Raw genomic sequence first — 16,980 nt, forward strand, 5'->3', positions numbered from 1 at the left:
TCAGGGCAAGACCACGACGACCGACTATGTGTACAACCTGGCCAGTCATGCCCGTACCGGTGAAGTCGTGCTGCAAACCGTCAGCACCCTGATCGGGTTTGATGACACTTCGCAGCTGCCGGAGCAGCCCGGTATCCCGAAAAAATCGGTGCGTAACGTCATCACTCGGCAACACGCTCTACACAGTGGCCTGACGTTACGTGATCAGGACGACAACCAGCTGGTGATTGACTACGAGTATGACCGGCTAGGTCGGGTCATCCGGGAAATCGCCGCGCCAGCCACCGCCTATGAGGCCATTCGTACCTTTACCTATCGGATCCAGCCAGGCCAACAGGCCGAGCAGTCCGTGACGGACGTCAAAGGTGTGCAAATACGCACCCTGGTTGACGGGCTCAACCGCGTCGTGCACGAAGAACTGATCAACAGTGATCCGACTGACCCGGAGCGGGTTATCCGTACCTACAGCGCCCGGTACAACGCTCGCGGGCAGTTGGTCCAGGACACAGTGTATGACTGGTGGGCGCTCGACGGTGTGATGGACGAACGGGCCATGACCACCCGTTATCGCTACGACGACTGGGGTCAGACATCACGTGTGACAGGGCCGGACGGTGTGGTGACTGTCACCGAGAACGACCCGATCAAACTTGAGCAGCGCAGTTGGCGGGAAAGCTCCACGGGCGAACCCCGTATCAGTGAGCGCAATCTGACCACGCTTAATCTGTTTGAAAAGCCGGTGAAGATCCAACAACTCGACGCCCGGCAAAACGTTGTCGCCGAGCGTGAGTATTTTTATAACGGCCTGGGAAATTGCGTTATGCAGTTTGACGAAGTCGGCGAACAAACATTGTTTGAGTACGATGCGTGGTCGAGGCTGCTGACCACTACGCTCCCCGACGGAACACTGGTCAATCAACGCTATGCCCAACACAGTCCCGCCTCGCTGCCCGTAGACCTGCAGGTAACGCCCAACAATTCATCCGAAAAACCATTCCTGGCAGGCCAGCAACAGTTTGATGGCCTCAGTCGACTCGAAGCGCTTCACGTTGGCTACCGTACATTGCGCTACGAATATAAGGAGGGGCTATCACAGCCGAGTCGACACCTGACCGCCAAGGGCAAGGAGATACACTACGAATACCAGTTGGGTCTGACCGGCCGGCCGGTGGGGATCGTCGACGAGAATGAGCAGGTCAACTTCACCTACGACGTACACAGCGCACAACTGCTCCAGTCGCAGAACACACAGGGCCGGTACGAATTCGACTATGACAAAAGCGGCCGTCTGCTGGGTGAGCGCTGGATCGAGGCCGGCCAGAGTTGGGAAACCCGTTATACCAGCACCCCCAGCGGACGCCCCTTGAGCCGTGATGATATGAACGGTCTGAACACGACCTATGGGTATAACGAATTTGGCCAGGTTGAGTCGATTCAACAGGGGCAATTGCGCGGGCAGTTCAGCTACAACAACCTGGGGCAGCTGCAGTCCCTCTACAATCAGGACCTGAGCGCGGACACCTCCGTACGGACAGAACGGGAGTATGACGAACACGGCCGTGAAACCCTGCGCACCCTCACGCCGTCGGGGCATCCGACACAAACCTTGCGTCTGACCTACTGCCTCGACAGCAAGCTGGCGACCCGGCAGTTGCGCGAGGACGGTCGTTTGTTGCTGCAAGAATCCTACACTTACGATTCCCGTGGACGGCTTCAACAATACAACTGTTCAGGCGATTCGTTACCCCGAGATCGCTATGGCAATGAAATCACCAAGCAGTTGTTTGCCTTCGATGCACTGGACAACGTCACTCACGCCTGGACTGATTTCAAGGACGGCAGTTCGGATGAAATGAGCTGTGAGTTTGCAGAGTCGGACCCCTGCCAACTGGTGAAAGTCACCCATTCTCACCTCGACTACCTAAAAGAGTTCCCTTGGGGTATCGAGTTGAGTTACGACGAAGATGGTCACCTGGAGCGCGATGAACGAGGGCACACCCTCAACTATGACGTTCAAGGCCGCTTGCTTGGTGTGACCACCATGAGCGGCGACCCGATCAGCCGTTATCGCTATGACGGTCACAATCAGTTGTTGGGGGTTAAACACGGCTTCGGTAGCGAGACCTTGCGTTTTTATCAGGACGATCGCGTGAGCAGCACCCGGCAAGGCGATACCCGCATCAATTATTTTTACGGCAACGAGCAACTCATGGGGCAGCAGACGGTGGGCGACGACGCTCAGACACTGCTGTTTCTGACCGACAGCAAAAACAGTGTCGTGGGTGAAAGCCAGGAGCAGGCACTGCGAATGGCGGTGTACAACGCCTATGGCGAACGCTACAGCGCAAAGCCCATGCAGAGCCCGCTCGGTTTCAATGGCGAGCCACGCGACGAAATCAATGACTGGTACTTGCTGGGTAAGGGCTACCGGGCCTACAACCCTCACCTGCGGCGCTTTCACAGCCCTGACTCGTTCAGCCCTTTCGGCGCGGGCGGGGTCAATCCGTATGTGTATTGCCTGAGTGATCCCATCAACTATGTCGACCCCACCGGGCACGAGGCGTTGTGGCAGTACAGCTATCTGCCGAGGAAACGCGACGCGGGGGCGATGGCCTGGATCGGTATCGGCATCGGACTGGTGTTTACCGTCGCCTCGGCCGGCACCCTGGCACCGGCGGCCGCTGCGATTGCAGCCGGTGCGAGCGCTGCGGCCGTGGCCTCGGGACTATTAACCATCTCTTCGTTTATTGCCAGCTCTATCAGCGTGGGGACCGGGGTCGCAGCGATTGTGACGGGGGATGAAACGCTGGGGAAGGTCAGTGCGTTTTCTGGCTTCACGGCGGCGGGCACGGGGGCGACATCGTCTGTGGTTGGGCGGTTTGCAGCGAAGGGTCTCAAGGCTGGAGCCTCAACAAATGTGGGTAAACTTGACAGTGGATCTGCAATGAAAATGTCAAGGGCTAACTTAGCCAAAAAAACCTCTGCCGTTAATCCTGGAAAATCGACCTTCGCTGATGATCTTGTCAGTGGAGCGCCGATCAGTATTCCAAGACCCGTTGGAGGACGAGAACCTAATTGGGTGACAGACATTCTAAGCGATAAATTCCGAAACTACCTGGACCCGACGGCTCCCCGAGCAACTGAACCAGCCTGGGTCAGGTTAAGCGCTGACGCCATCAAAAATAATCAAATCCCGAGAGCGAGGACAGGCAGAAATTATATAAATACAGTTACAACAAGTAATCCATCTGACAACCCACGAGACCTGGCACTGGCCGAACTATATTAATCATTCCGGGCTCCACCACTCCCATAAATCGTGGTGGAGCTCGAAAGCAGGATGATTCGAGTTATTGCAAACATCCACTCAATATCCTCCCTATTTAGCTACTTGCCTTCTCCATCATCTTCATCCCGCGCCAAAAATTGAGAGTTCTCTCATACCCCCCCTCCGTACCACACCTCCATAATCCCTTCTGAAACAGAGCAACATTCTCATTCAAAGGAACCGCAACATGAAGAAATTATTATTAGCCTTACCACTCGGCCTGGCACTCACTGTGGTCAGTCAAGCGTCATTCGCCTTTACCGGGACCATCAACTTCCAGGGCCGGATCGACAGCGTCACCTGCCCCATCGAAGTGATTGACCCGGTCACCGGTGCACCTGGCGGCCCAATCCTCATTGGCTACAACTACACCAAAGACTTCCCCACCGTGGGCAGCGAAAGCGTCGGTAAAACGTTCCAGCTGAAACTGACCCCGGGCGGCGGCTGCACCGTACCACCGGGTAGCACGGCTGCGACGGTCACCTTCAGTTCGGTACACGGCGGCGTCGGACCGGGTAACGAGCTATACGGACTCAAACCACTGACGGGCGTTGCCGAGGGCATTGCTGTAGCGATCAAGGATAATATGGGCGCTCTGATCCCCAATGGCGCCGCTTCGAAGCAATACCCGATTTCCATCACTGACCCAAGCACAATGGCCTTTCACGTCGTTTACAAGTCGTACTTGCCAGCGGCCAATATAGCCGCAGGCCCTGCCGAAGCCGACGTCAACTTCACCGTCAACATTATTTAACTCTCGCACGCGTTCGGTAACCACCAGGAAGTTCTCCGCTTCCTGGTCTTCCACGACCCCAATGGCCACAAGGTCAGTCGGGAACGTTGTTCAAGGAACCTATACATGCCAGGTATATTTCAACGGCACTTGCGCGCCAGAGCAGCCCGTACTGCCTGTGCGTTATTCATCCTGCAATTCATTTACTTACCCGCGAGCGAGGCTGCGCTAACGCTCAGTGGCACACGTATTGTCTTTGACGGCGACAAACGCAATGTTTCATTGACCGTCAGCAATCCCAGCGACCGTGTGTTTGCAGTACAAACCTGGATTAACACCGACGCTGACGATCAAACAACAGCTGTTCCGTTCATTGCGACGCCCGCATTGTTTCGACTTAATGCAGGAAAAGAGCAACAAGTTCAGATCAATGGCCTGCCCAATAATTTGCCGCGCGATCGTGAGTCACTGTTCTATTTCAACACCCAGGAAATACCTCAGGTCAATACAAATACTGGCAACCAGCTCAACTTTGCCTTGCGCACCCGAATCAAGTTTTTTTACCGCCCACAGGAACTGAAGGACAACCCGATTGACCGGCTGAAAGACCTCAGCTGGTCAATAAAAAAGATAGATAACCAAGACCATCTGATCGTGACCAATCCGGGTCCGTTCCATGTGTCATTCATTCGTATCGAAGTCATCGACAGCCGTCAGACCGTCGCGCTGGATAACACGGCCATGCTCTCGCCACTGTCCAGTCAGCACTATGACCTTCGCGGTATCAAACCCGGACAGGGACTGAACGTGGTGTTTTCAGCGATCACTGACTACGGCGGCTTTACCCAGCCTGTTACTCAACCCATCAGCCTTGGCTTTTGAGTGTTTGGCACCCATGCTTTTTGCCCGGAACATGACCATGTTTTTTCTGACCAGGCGGTTTAGTCCATGCTACCGGCCGCACCTCTTTCAACTCTTTATCATCAGCAGCGGCAGTGGCCTGTTATTGCAAACTGACTCGGTACAGGCCAGTGAAGCCATCGATTTCCAATCCACCTTCATGCGACAGCTCGACAGCCACCCCAGCGATGCGGGTGCCCTGGCGCTGAATGCGCTCGCTGACGGTGCCGATTTTGGACCGGGTCGTTATCTGGTACGCATTCATGTCAATCAGCGTTATTTCGATCAGCGCGAAATCGACTTCGTGGCGACTCCCGACAACGCAGAACTATCCCCCTGCCTGTCATATCGCCTGCTCGAGGACATGGGGGTCAAGCTCGACAGCCTTCCCGAGCAGAAAGCCACGCCTTCCATGTGTATCGATATAGGCCCGCTCATTCCCGGGGCCACCGCCGATTTCGAGACCAGCCGATTGCTGTTGTCGATATCCATTCCGCAGATTGCGATGCGTCGAGATGCGCTCAACCAAGTCGACCCGCAGCTTTGGGATTACGGCATCAATGCGGCGTTCATCAGCTATCAGGCCTCCGCCCAACAAGGGCATAACGCAAACACCGGGCATTCCAGCAGCCAGGACCTGTACCTCAACAGCGGCCTTAATCTGGGGGCTTGGCGTTTGCGCAGCAATAACGCGTTTCGCCACGACAACCAAGGCCAACGCGAATGGACTCGGGCGTACACCTATGCCCAGCGAGACGTGCCCGGCACCCACTCGCAACTGACTGTCGGTGAAACCATCACCCCGGGCGACGTCTTCCGCAGCTTACCCATCAAAGGTGTGCAAGTGGCCTCGGACATGGAGATGCTGCCCGATACGTTACAGAGCTATGCGCCGATCATACGCGGCGTGGCACAGACACGGGCCAGGCTGGAAGTCCGCCAGAATGGCTATCCGATCTACTCGACCTATGTCAGTGCAGGCCCCTATGAAATCGACGACCTCAGCATCGGTGGCGGCAGCGGCGAACTGGACGTCATCCTGACCGAGGCCGACGGACAGGTCAGGCGATTCACGCAATCCTATTCGACACTCAGTAACTTGCTGCGCGAAGGCGTCTGGCGTTATAGCACCGGCGTGGGCCGGTACAATCCCCCTGATGCGTCCCTGGAGGACCCATTACTCTGGCACGGGACGCTGGCGCTGGGTGTGAGCGCAGACTCGACACTGTACGGCGGTCTGCTGGCCAGCGATTTTTACCGGGCAGGCTCATTGGGAGTCGCCCGGGATATCGGCAGGTTTGGGGCGCTGTCGTTTGATGTGACGCAATCGCGCGCCGACACCGATGCCAACCAGAACGATTCGAACGTCCAAGGCATGAGCTATGCCCTGAAGTACGGAAAGACCTTCGAAACACGTACCAACCTGCGCTTTGCCGGCTATCGCTATTCAACGCAAGGTTACCGTGATTTCGACGAGGTGCTGCGAGAGCGAAGTCACGATTCACGCTTTCATGGAAGCCGGCGCAGTCGCCTGGAAGCGGCCGTCTATCAGAACGTCGGGAGCTCGAGTTCCGTGAGCCTGACGCTGTCTCATGAAGACTTCTGGCGCACCGACTATCAGCAACGTCAGTTCCAGTTCCAGTTCAATACACAACATAAAAACGTCAGCTACAACCTGTACGCCTCGCAATCGCTGAAAGACTCCGGTGTTAATGATCGGCAGATCAGTTTTGGCCTGTCTCTGCCGCTGAACTTTGGACGGTCGGCGACCGCGACCTTCGATGTCAGAGAAAGCCAAGGGCAGTTCAGTCAACGCGCAAGCGTTTCCGGCAGTGCCGACCAATACCGCATGAACTACCGTGCATCAATCGCCAATAACACCAGCAACCAGCAAACCGCAGATTTTTCGGTGGGCTACCAGACGCCTGCTGCTACCGTCGGTGCCGGCATCACCCAAGGGACGCAGTACAACAGCTCGTCTTTGAATGTCAGCGGAGCACTGTTGTTGCATGAAGGTGGCCTGGAGACGGGCCCCTATCTGGGTGAAACCACAGGCCTGATTCACGTTCCGGGCATCGAGAATGTCGGGGTTCTTAACGCGACGGCCGCTAAAACCAATGAGCGTGGCTACGCCATGATTCCGTATTTGCGGCCTTATCGTATCAACCGGGTAACGCTCGACAGCAGCCAGCTTGATCCCAACGTTGAAATCGAGAACGGCATCGCCCATGTCGTGCCGCGCCGAGGTGCGGTGGTGAGGGCCGACTTTATCGCACACCGGGTACAACGACTGATCATTACCACTCGCGACAGACGAGGCGCCCCCCTGCCGTTCGGTGCGCAGGTCACTGACGCCCAAGGTCAACCACTCGGGATAGTCGGGCAGGCGGGCCAATTCATGCTGGGAACAACCAATGGCGTTCAAACACTGCAGGTGCGGTGGGGTGAAAAATCAACCGAGCAATGCCAGCTGCACCTGAATACGGACAGTCTGCCTGAAGAGCAAGGCTACCGAATGCAGGAATTGCCTTGCGTCTGATTGAGACAAGGCGACTTATTCAAAGCCGGTGCTCTGTAACGCTATCGGCCCGTGTACCTCAGGGTGAATTATGATTTCGAGTAAACACATGTTCGTTGGCTTGGCCATGGTGGTGGCCAGTCCTCTTATTCCGTTGAGCTTCGCCCACGCTAATACCTGTGAATGGAAAGACAGCAACCCCGGCCCTATTCCTTACAACATCAACATAGGTACTCACTATGTACCCAGGGATGTCCCACGCAGCACGCCCATTGGCCCGGTGGATAGACGCCATGTGCAAAACGGAGGTGGACTGGCGATTGACTGCCTCACTGTAGGCCCCCGAATCGACTTCAAGGCACGCAATCATGAGCCCATAGTGCCCGGGAACTTTGTAATAAACGGCGAAGACTCGACCGGGAAAATTATCAAGACCAATATCGACGGGGTCGGGGTGAGGGTCAAACTGGGCGAACCCTACACGACTGGCTGGACACCTGTGGGCGCCAGTGTAGCGGTGCCATACGATGCTTTCATCGAAAGGTACATGCCAAACGTGCTTTCTCATTCGCTGTTGATGCCCAATATCACACTGGTAAAAACCGGGGACATTGACCCCGGCGAGCATATATTGAATGTTTCCAATCTGCTCAGCGGAGAGTTTACGGGTGTCGGTACCGCCTTCTATCTGTCCTTGACCGGCAAGGTCATCCAGGCGGAATGCACGGTATCGACCAACCCGGTCAGCGCCGACCCGGTGGATCTTGGAGCGTGGAATCTCTCGGACTTCACCGCTATCGGACACACCACGGATGCACAGCCATTCAGTATTACCCTTAACTCATGCGTGACGGATGCTCGATTGCCCGCGCAAACCGTTACGTACGCCCATATCCGTCTGGACCCTACCGCCGGCTCTACCCTTTACGACGCCTCTGCAGGTCAGTTCACCCTGGGCACAGGCTCGACAGCCAAGGGCGTCGTTCTTCAAATACTGCATGACGACGAGACCGCGATAACGCTAGCCAGTGAAGTGAAACTCAAGCCCATCAATCCTGGGACTACGACCTTGCTTTTCAAGGCCCGTCTTTACCAAACAGCGCCTCCAGCATCAGGCCAGTTGGAACCCGGCCTGGTCAAAGGCTCGCTGAATTTCACCATCACTTATCTATGAGCCCGTCGTGTTCATCATCCGAGCAGTTGCATGTCTTGAGTGGGGAAAAGGAGATAGGAATCTCCCCCATCAAAGCTGACACTGACATGCACGGCAAAGATGCTGTTAATTCTCACCCCCTGCAGGAAAGTCTTTGGCAACATCGCTCTATTGACGCCCGTCACCACGGGATAAGCGCTGCGAATGTACTCCTCACGGCTGTTGGAGTCGGTCAACCAGATGTTAATCAGTTGCGTCTGCGCCTGATAAACCCAAGGCTGCAACACCAGGGGCGTACCGTCATCCGGAACGCTAGCGAGCTTGAGTTTGAGTGGGGTGCCTCGTGCGGCCAGAGGGCAATCGATAGGCGGATTAAAGTCTTGCACGGCGATAGGTTTGACCGTCAGTTTTAAAGGATCCGATGGTTCAGGTCTGGACCCGGCGGTATCCACGGTATAAATGATTTCAACGATACGGCCCGCACCTATATTGGGGGGAATAGCCTTGGCCGGTATTAAAAACTCCGACTTGTTCGACGGGTTTGGCAGCAAGGCATGATGAGACCCCTCCTCACCGTTCCCCTTCCAGAATACCTCCCGCTTGAATTCTTTATCCTCGTCCTCCTGCTTGGGAATGACGACGGTCACGCCTGAAACGCCATACAACCTTGGATCAAGCACACCTGTGCCTGGGCCATTTTGTGCTTCCTTTACGGTGGGGTGCTTGCGCAACGGGGGCGGTTGAATGTTGACCTGCAATCGTACATTCGCCGATGGGAGCGATTCGTTACCGGCCCGATCACGCACCCGATAAGTGGCATAGCGCGGACCATTACCGCGATCGCGGAGCATCTGCCCGCTGAAGGTCAGCATCAAGGGGTTACCGATGTCGGATAACTCCAGGGTCAAGGTGTCCACCTCGTTCACGCTGTCGGGGAACTCTTCCCAATACCACGTGATGACATCTCCGACTTTTGGTTCAGAGTAGACGGGAAGTCTTGCCAGCACTCGATCCTGGTTTTCCGGCCTGGCGAGATAAAAGGCGTCAATTTCTTTTGGCGGGGGGCTGACCTCAGGAGGGAAAATCAATTGGCTGTCAGCGTTGAGCAACGTCGCTTGTTTATCGATGGTGACCGTGTACGGAAATGATCGAGCCGCAACGCCAAGATAGTTGGTCATGATGAAACTGATTGTGTGCTTGCCCTGAGGCAAATTATCCGCACTGATCTCGACGAAGTAATCACCCGGGTCCATGGGTACGTTCCATTTCCCGAAGCCGATTTCGTTCTTTTCGTCATCATCCAGAAAAACACTGACACTCTCGACACCTGGCTTCGGTTCCACTTCGTACCAGGGTTTGAATTCGACTCTCAGCGGCTTGTTCGGGTCGGCCCAGGCCGAACGATGTAACAGGTTGATTTCACCCCCCGGTATATCGGGCAATGGCGCCGGCTTTGTCCAGGGTGCGGTCATTGAGGGGTCGAGCTGATTAATGGACCTCGTTGCTGACATTTCATGTTCTCCGTCACTGAAAATCGGACACGCAGAGGCAATAGCCCGCGTGCCGGCCAATCCTGATGAACATTCAAAGCTGCGCGATGAAGTGCGCCAAGACCAAGCCAGGCGCCACTTGCTTCAAGTACAATTACCAGAGGTATCGCAACCCAAAGTTGGCACCCCACGGCTGTTCGATCTTGTCGCCATTGCTGTAGTCGAAATCGGCATGAATCGAAACTTTGTCAGTCAGCGTCATGGCCACACCGGCACCCAACTCCCCACGGGAACCCGAGAGGTTGTTGTTGAAGGTGTTGTCGTTGACCTTCACTTCATTGTTGTTGGCGAACTCGTGCACATAAGCGGCGCGAATATAGGGCTGCACCACCTTGTCATCCCACTTGAAGTTACGCCCGGCGGTGGCCCCGGCCTTGGCCAACAGTGAATGGGTGCGACTGCCTTCGGCGGACAAACCGTTATCCAGGTCATAATCCTCGCCCTGAATAATCACACCCGACAGTTGGGTAAAAGGTTCAACAAAATAGTCATCGGCCAGTTTGATATGACGGCCAAACTCCAGGGAGGCACCGACGCCATTGCTGTCGTAATTGCCCTTGGTTTTCTTGCCGTCGCTCAGTTGTACATCGGACTCGTTCTGGAAACGGTTGAACTTGAGCACGCCATCGAAGTAGTAGCCGGTCGGCTCATCCAGCCAGGTGGTGTAGGCGCCCAGGGAATAGCTGTCAATGGTGCCGCTAGTACCACGGCTCAAGTCCAGGTCGGACTTGCTGTAACCCCCCAGCACACCGACCAGCCACTGCCCGTCACCCATCTGCAACGGCGCATCGGCACCGAACGACAGGCCTTGCTGGACTTGCTGGTAAGCGACGCCCGAACTGGCGTTGACGTCGAATTTGTTGCCGTAGGCACGAATCCAGCCACCAGCCTTGCCGTGGTCCATGCGAACTTCACCCATACGGCTGCGCAGGGTGCTGAGTTCGCCATACCAGGCGGTCGGCGCCGCATTGAACAACGCGATCACCGACTGGGTTCCCGGGCTGATCACACGGGAGGCGGTATCGAGATACCAGTCGTTGCTGCCATGTTGGATCAGGTCGTAAGAAAAGGCGCCCAAATCCACAGCGCCACCGGCCAGCGAAAACGTCGCATCACCGGACCCGATGTGGACAACCGGAATAGCCCCTGCACCCCGAGGCTCCGAGCCGCTGGAGTCAATCGCAACAGTGTGATTGCCAGTGGCCGCCCCGGCAACGGTCAGGGTATCGACCTGGCCGGTCTGGAAGTCGGTGTGCATGAAGAACGTACCGCCAGTGCCCGACAGCGTTTCCACGTTTAACTTGAAGAATTCGCCCGGGTTGCCGAACTGGATACCACCGCCGTTCATGATCAGGTTTTGTACCTCGCCATCACCGACCATGACCCAACGAGCATTGCTGTTGATTCCCAGGTTTTGCACATTTTGCAGGCGACCGGTCAGGGTGGCGGAGTCCTCCAGCTGCACATTGGCAGTGCTGTTTCCGTCCGCGACGATATCGCCCACTAATGTGCTGCTGCCGACTCGCAAATTGCCTTCGGCACCATTGCGCACGTCCATCAGGGTGCCATTGCCGGCTGTCAGGGTTGTGCCATTGAGCACCGAGATATTGGCCTGGACCGGACCCACCTCCAGGGTGTCGATGAGAATTGCCGGGCCATTGCGGCCTTCGACCTTCGAGTGATTCAAGGTCAACGTCGCGGGCGCGTTGACCAAGGGATCGCTATTGATTTCGATCCCGCTGGCGTTACCCGTGATTGTGCTGTCTGTAGCCGTGATCGTTCCGCCGAATATATTCAAACCCATCGCTTTGGCACCAGTGACCTCCGTGCGCAACAGTGTCAAGTTGCTTAAGCCAGTGATTGTGGCGCCGGATGTCCCGCCATTGATAAAGCTGTCGCTCACTATTGCGGTGGAGCCTTGAGTGGCCGTGGCATTACGACTGACCGCCAGGCCGTTCCGATCACTGGTGATATGGGTGTTCGCAGATATGTCCGCTCGCCCCGCATTCAACAGAACGCCAGTGGCACCCGTTGCCTGTACGGTACTGCCCTGCATGTTCAAGGTCGAATTATTGACCACGATTTGACGGGTCAGGGCGCCATTGGCATTCAAGGTCGACGCTCCATTGAGCACGTAGTTATCCTGCTTCGTGTTGGCGTCAATCGCCAGGACCTCTCCGGGCACCAGAACTCTTGCGTAACCCAAATCGCAAAACAGCAACAACGGCGCAACGGAAAAAATTTTTAAAGCACGAGACAGTGGATGCAACTTGAACAATTGACCTTTAGACATAAAGACACCATTGGCGAGCGAGGATAGAGAGCGGCGCAGGCTATAGATCGATGCTCCTGTCGTATGTAGGACTTATCCGACAGATACTTCGGAAACATAAGAGTCAGGTGCCAGTAAACGCGCGTCAGCGCGACGCGCATTTACTGGCTGGCGTTATTTGCAGATGTGCGTGTTCAAGGGTTTGGAGCAGGCGGAATGTTGCAACTCCCTTCGCCCTGTGACAAACCGACTTCGGTGTTGGTGGGATCTGATGAGGCGGGTTTACCCGTGATGGTGTAAGTCACTTCGCCCTTGCCTAACGGCAATGTTTTCGACCAGGTGGGCAGCACGTGCGTGGCGTAGGGTTCGATGAGCCAGACAATCCCGTCTCTAGCCTGCGCGTCGGTGATGTCGGTGAACGTGCGTTTTTTCTCGGCTGAAGTCACCTCGGTCGGGTTATCAAAATCCGTGTAGGCCTTCCACACAACGTTGACTTCATCGCCTTCCTTGAGCAGGCCGCTGGGTGGAATTCTGTACTCAATGCCGTACGTTGTTTTTCCGGCATCCCAGCGTAATGAATTACAGGTCACGATCCCGGCCGAATTGGTATGCAAAGGCACAGCTTCCGGCAAGGTGAAAACCAGGAAATCGATCTTGACCGACGTACGCGGGTCGGGCTCTTGCGGGTTGACGTGGGCAGGGTTGGTCAGCACATACCAGACCGGCAGGGTCGCACTGGGGCCCTCGTCGCGGATCACGTCCCAGTCGAGCGGAATCTCGATTGTGTCCCCCACCGTGTCGTCGGCGACATCGATGACATAGGGATCACCAATAGGTGTTCCGTTCCACATGACCTGATAGGAATCACCGTTTTTCAGCGGCGCGATGAGTTCTATTTTTGCATTAATGTCCTCGTCTTCATCAGTGTCGATCAATACGTCATCGACCCCCGACTTGCCCACAATCGTGACCTTCTCCAGCTTCGAATTGCCGGGTAGCGGGGTCGGGTTGTCCGGCCCCGCGACAGAAAGGTTGCATTTCACCGTTTCGATGTCCGAGGCAAAAGGCTCTACACCACGCAGCACCGTGTAGCTCAGCGGAATGTCTACAACCCCCGTCGCGCTGCCATAGGCGGAAAGAATCATGTCCCATGGCACAAAGATATCGATCCCGTTGGCGGGGTTAGCGCCGACAGGTGTCCCGGGTTTAAGCTCCTGATCTTTCCACTTGATAACAAGGGTGTCGGTGGACTTGCCATTAGTGACGTGCGGTACATTGACCAAAACGCCGCCATTCACAATGTCTTCACGAAGCAACTCACCGCCGGTGGGGTCCGCCGCCGTGGGTTTGGGCAGTGGCTTGGGCGGTAACGGCCCAAGCGCCACAGACATAAGTTCATACAGAGACAGCGCACTGATGTTGCCGGCCTTGTCGATGAGGACGTAGCCACCACAGCACAGGCCGTCCCCTGCCGCGATGAATTTGTCTTTAGGAATTCTTACCTTCTCGCCAGGCGCAATTGACTCCGGACCGATCAGGTCAATATCGCCAGGGTCCTCGGGCAGCTCACCTTTCAACCAGCCGAAGGCGACTTGAGCGTCGAGTAGGTCGCCGGTCCACATCGGAATAGTGGCCTCAAGAAAATCATTCGTGCCAAACGTTGCATCGGTGATGGGAGCGGTGACCGCAAACACCATTTTGGCCGGAGGTGTCGCGCCATTGGGCGGGACCTTGTCGATATGGATGGGTACGCGTCCCGAGTAATCGGTCACACCAAGATAGTTTTCATGCTCGTATCTGAGGTCGAAGGCACCTTCGTTTTCGGTCTTCAGAAAGAACGTGCTGAGGATGGTAAATACCAGAGGCACCCAAGTATCGCCACCTGTAAAGGATTGTTCCGGGGGAAGCGTCGTCCATTCGTTGCTGCCCCAGCGCGTAATCTGAAGCCTGACGGTGTCGGTACGTCCATTGGGTGGGAGCGCGCCGTTCCATGCGGTGATCGTGGTTTTTTGATCTGCGTTAAGTGCTGCCCTGGGAATCAGCCCCGTTGGATTCCCGGTCATCACAAAATGCGAAACGTCCGGGTCCTGGACCACCAGCGGCTGTGTCCCGCCGAATGTGGGTTCGCCGGAAGCAAGCTTGCGCTCTTTTTTATCTGAACCAGCCATGTTGTCGCTCTCCGTATGCACTACCGGCGCCCAGGACTTTCCATGGCGCTTCAGTTCGAAAAGCAGACCGAATACTGCCGGGCACTACCCAAACGCATCCCGTCGTTCTGCGCTGGGGAGAAGTAGACAGCTTTTTTAGCAACTGCGTAACTGTCAAAGTTGACAGGTACCTGCAGACTTTCGCGTTGTGGAGACGGCGTGAACCCGGTCCTTAAACATCGGCGAAGAGCGTTTGTTTAAAAGCGCTGAGGGTTACTTCATGAAAGCTACAAGACCTTGCGTCATTGCCTACGGTTACGCCAGAATCCGCCGGCTTGTGCGCCTTGGGGCCGCCCGGTAACTTGATTCGTGTCACTGCCCATCAGTGATCGGGTTTAGCAGCCCATGGTGATACGAAGCGCATTTGCATTCCAGACAGTCAGGTCATTTCGTTGCCTGCACTTCATGGTAGCTGTGCGCAGGGCGCCTTCGGGCGCGCCGGTTTCGTGTCTCCCCGGTCTGCTAACCTGCGCACAGCTGCCACCCTTCGTTTAGCAGCGACTCGGTGACGGCTCCACGTTCTTGGAGCACGAAATATGATAAAGCCTTCACCCAACCCGCCGGACACCGATCCGGTCTCTCCGTACGAACCCGATTCAAACAAACTCAACGACGCTGCCGAACGCGCCCTCGACTTTCACTTCCCCTCGACCGCCGACATCAAAGCCACGCCGCGTACACCCAGCACCCTGTTTACCGTCGACCCGCAGGCCACGACCGAAACCTTGATGGTTTACCTGGTCGAGACACTCGCTTCGGTCGATGTGATGGTCCATCACTTGGTGGATCTTCTGGACGGTGGATCACGCAACGCCCTGCTGGGCATTTCCAACAGCATCATGCTGGCGGAGATCACGGCGAACCGGGTGCTGGATCAAGTCGATCCGCCTGAGTAACGAGCGCTTCGCAAACCCTGTAGCAGCTGCCGCAGGCTGCGTTCGAGCGCGAAGCGGTCGCCTGACGGTCTGTCTAAACGGCTGCTACGCAGCCGGACGCAGCCTTCGGCAGCTGCTACAGGGATAGCGGTAGATGTCAGAGTGTGCGGGCGGCCATCCGCCAGACCCGGGCGATGTCTGTCGCCCGCTCTTGCAACAAGCGCGGCGCTTGGGCGCAGGCCTGTTCCAGTGTCATCGGCCCGCTCGCCAGGGCAAACGCGGCATCGACGCCGTGGCCATACAGTTGTTGATAGTCCTCACCCAAGGTACCGGCGATGACGATCACCGGCACACCGTGTTGTTTGGCAATCCTTGCGACGCCAAACGGTGTTTTTCCGCGCAAGGTTTGTGCGTCGAAACGGCCTTCGCCGGTGATCACCAGATCGGCATTTTCGATCTGCTCTGCCAAGCCCACCAGTTCCGCCACCACATCCACCCCGGACTGGAATTGCGCGCCTAGAAACGCCTTGGCGGCAAACCCCAACCCGCCTGCCGCACCACTGCCCGCTTCGTCGCGCATGTCTTTTTTCAAGACCTTCGCGCAGTGATCGGCAAAGTGCCCGAGGGCCCGATCCAGTTGCTCCACCTGCGCAGGCGTTGCACCTTTTTGCGGACCGAAAACCGCCGACGCACCGTGGGGGCCACACAGTGGATTGTCGACGTCGGCGGCGATGTCGAAACGCACCGTGGCCAGACGCGGATCGATGCCGTCGAGATCGATGCGGGCCAGTTGCGCCAGTGCCAGGCCGCCGGGTTCAAGTGCCTGGCCCTGCGCGTCGAGAAGCCTCACGCCCAAGGCTTGCATGGCCCCGGCGCCGCCGTCGTTGGTGGCGCTGCCGCCAATCGCCAGAATCACCCGCTGCGCTCCGGCATTGAGTGCTGCACGAATCAGTTCACCGGTGCCAAAGGTGCTGCTGATGCAGGCATCGCGGCGCTCGACCGGAAGCGATTGCAACCCGCTGGCTTCGGCCATTTCGATGATTGCGGTGTGGCTGTCGGGCAACCAGCCCCACGTCGCAGTGACCGTTTCGCCCAGTGGTCCGCACACCTCGGCCTGGTGCCGTTCGCCACCGCAAGCCGCGAGCACCGCCGCGACGGTGCCCTCACCGCCGTCGGCCATCGGGCATCTGATCAACTGTGCATCGGGCCAAACTTCAGCCAGACCGCGTGCAATCGCGTCCGCTACGTCTTGAGCACTGAGGCTGTCCTTGAACGAATCGGGGGCAATGACGATTTTCATACGAGTTCTCCAGTTCCAATGCGCTCATGCTGTCAGCCGATATAAACAATAACGCCGGTCTGTTGCACAAGTGGCATGGAGGAATATTGTTCATTCTCACAAAACCCGAGACAGAGACGATAAGTCCCGGATCGGCGTTGATTG

The 16,980-nt window shown here is 56.5% G+C and carries 10 protein-coding genes; 6 read left to right on the top strand and 4 right to left on the bottom strand.

The window, feature by feature from the left end:
* The first annotated feature begins 67 nt into the window (after window positions 1-67).
* The 5 genes from NQL71_RS24775 to NQL71_RS24795 all read left to right on the top strand — a co-directional run bounded on the left by NQL71_RS24775 (window position 68) and on the right by NQL71_RS24795 (window position 8,653).
* On the top strand, window positions 68-3,289 hold the full coding sequence (locus tag NQL71_RS24775; RefSeq protein ID WP_274643503.1) for an RHS repeat-associated core domain-containing protein: 3,222 nt from the start codon (window positions 68-70) through the stop codon (window positions 3,287-3,289).
* A 226-nt stretch (window positions 3,290-3,515) separates the two neighbouring features.
* Window positions 3,516-4,082 (top strand): fimbrial protein, encoded by a 567-nt coding sequence (locus tag NQL71_RS24780; protein WP_248686584.1) that lies wholly within the window; start codon window positions 3,516-3,518, stop codon window positions 4,080-4,082.
* A gap of 105 nt (window positions 4,083-4,187) precedes the next feature.
* Window positions 4,188-4,943, top strand: a complete 756-nt coding sequence (locus NQL71_RS24785) for a fimbrial biogenesis chaperone (protein WP_274643504.1) — start codon at window positions 4,188-4,190, stop codon at window positions 4,941-4,943.
* 37 nt (window positions 4,944-4,980) lie between these two features.
* On the top strand, window positions 4,981-7,500 hold the full coding sequence (locus NQL71_RS24790) for a fimbria/pilus outer membrane usher protein (protein WP_274643505.1): 2,520 nt from the start codon (window positions 4,981-4,983) through the stop codon (window positions 7,498-7,500).
* A gap of 88 nt (window positions 7,501-7,588) precedes the next feature.
* A complete protein-coding gene (locus NQL71_RS24795; RefSeq protein ID WP_248686582.1) occupies window positions 7,589-8,653 on the top strand; it encodes a fimbrial protein in 1,065 nt (354 codons plus the stop codon).
* A 14-nt stretch (window positions 8,654-8,667) separates the two neighbouring features.
* On the opposite strand, the gene NQL71_RS24800 is transcribed toward NQL71_RS24795, so the two are convergent.
* The 3 genes from NQL71_RS24800 to NQL71_RS24810 form a co-directional block, all read right to left on the bottom strand.
* Window positions 8,668-10,104 carry a hypothetical protein gene (locus NQL71_RS24800; protein WP_274643506.1) on the bottom strand — a complete coding sequence of 479 codons (1,437 nt, stop codon included), beginning with the start codon at window positions 10,102-10,104 and terminating at the stop codon, window positions 8,668-8,670.
* A gap of 172 nt (window positions 10,105-10,276) precedes the next feature.
* Window positions 10,277-12,475 carry an autotransporter outer membrane beta-barrel domain-containing protein gene (locus NQL71_RS24805; protein WP_274643507.1) on the bottom strand — a complete coding sequence of 733 codons (2,199 nt, stop codon included), beginning with the start codon at window positions 12,473-12,475 and terminating at the stop codon, window positions 10,277-10,279.
* A 173-nt stretch (window positions 12,476-12,648) separates the two neighbouring features.
* Window positions 12,649-14,622 (bottom strand): hypothetical protein, encoded by a 1,974-nt coding sequence (locus NQL71_RS24810; RefSeq protein WP_274643508.1) that lies wholly within the window; start codon window positions 14,620-14,622, stop codon window positions 12,649-12,651.
* A gap of 575 nt (window positions 14,623-15,197) precedes the next feature.
* On the opposite strand from NQL71_RS24810, the gene NQL71_RS24815 reads away from it, so the two are divergent.
* A complete protein-coding gene (locus NQL71_RS24815; protein WP_274643509.1) occupies window positions 15,198-15,557 on the top strand; it encodes a DUF6124 family protein in 360 nt (119 codons plus the stop codon).
* A gap of 136 nt (window positions 15,558-15,693) precedes the next feature.
* Here the strand turns inward: NQL71_RS24815 and NQL71_RS24820 are convergent, their stop codons facing one another.
* On the bottom strand, window positions 15,694-16,836 hold the full coding sequence (locus tag NQL71_RS24820; protein WP_274643510.1) for a glycerate kinase: 1,143 nt from the start codon (window positions 16,834-16,836) through the stop codon (window positions 15,694-15,696).
* Window positions 16,837-16,980: the final 144 nt, after the last annotated feature.

The sequence above is a fragment of the Pseudomonas serbica genome, from assembly GCF_028823535.1.
Classification (GTDB): Bacteria; Pseudomonadota; Gammaproteobacteria; order Pseudomonadales; family Pseudomonadaceae; genus Aquipseudomonas; species Aquipseudomonas serbica.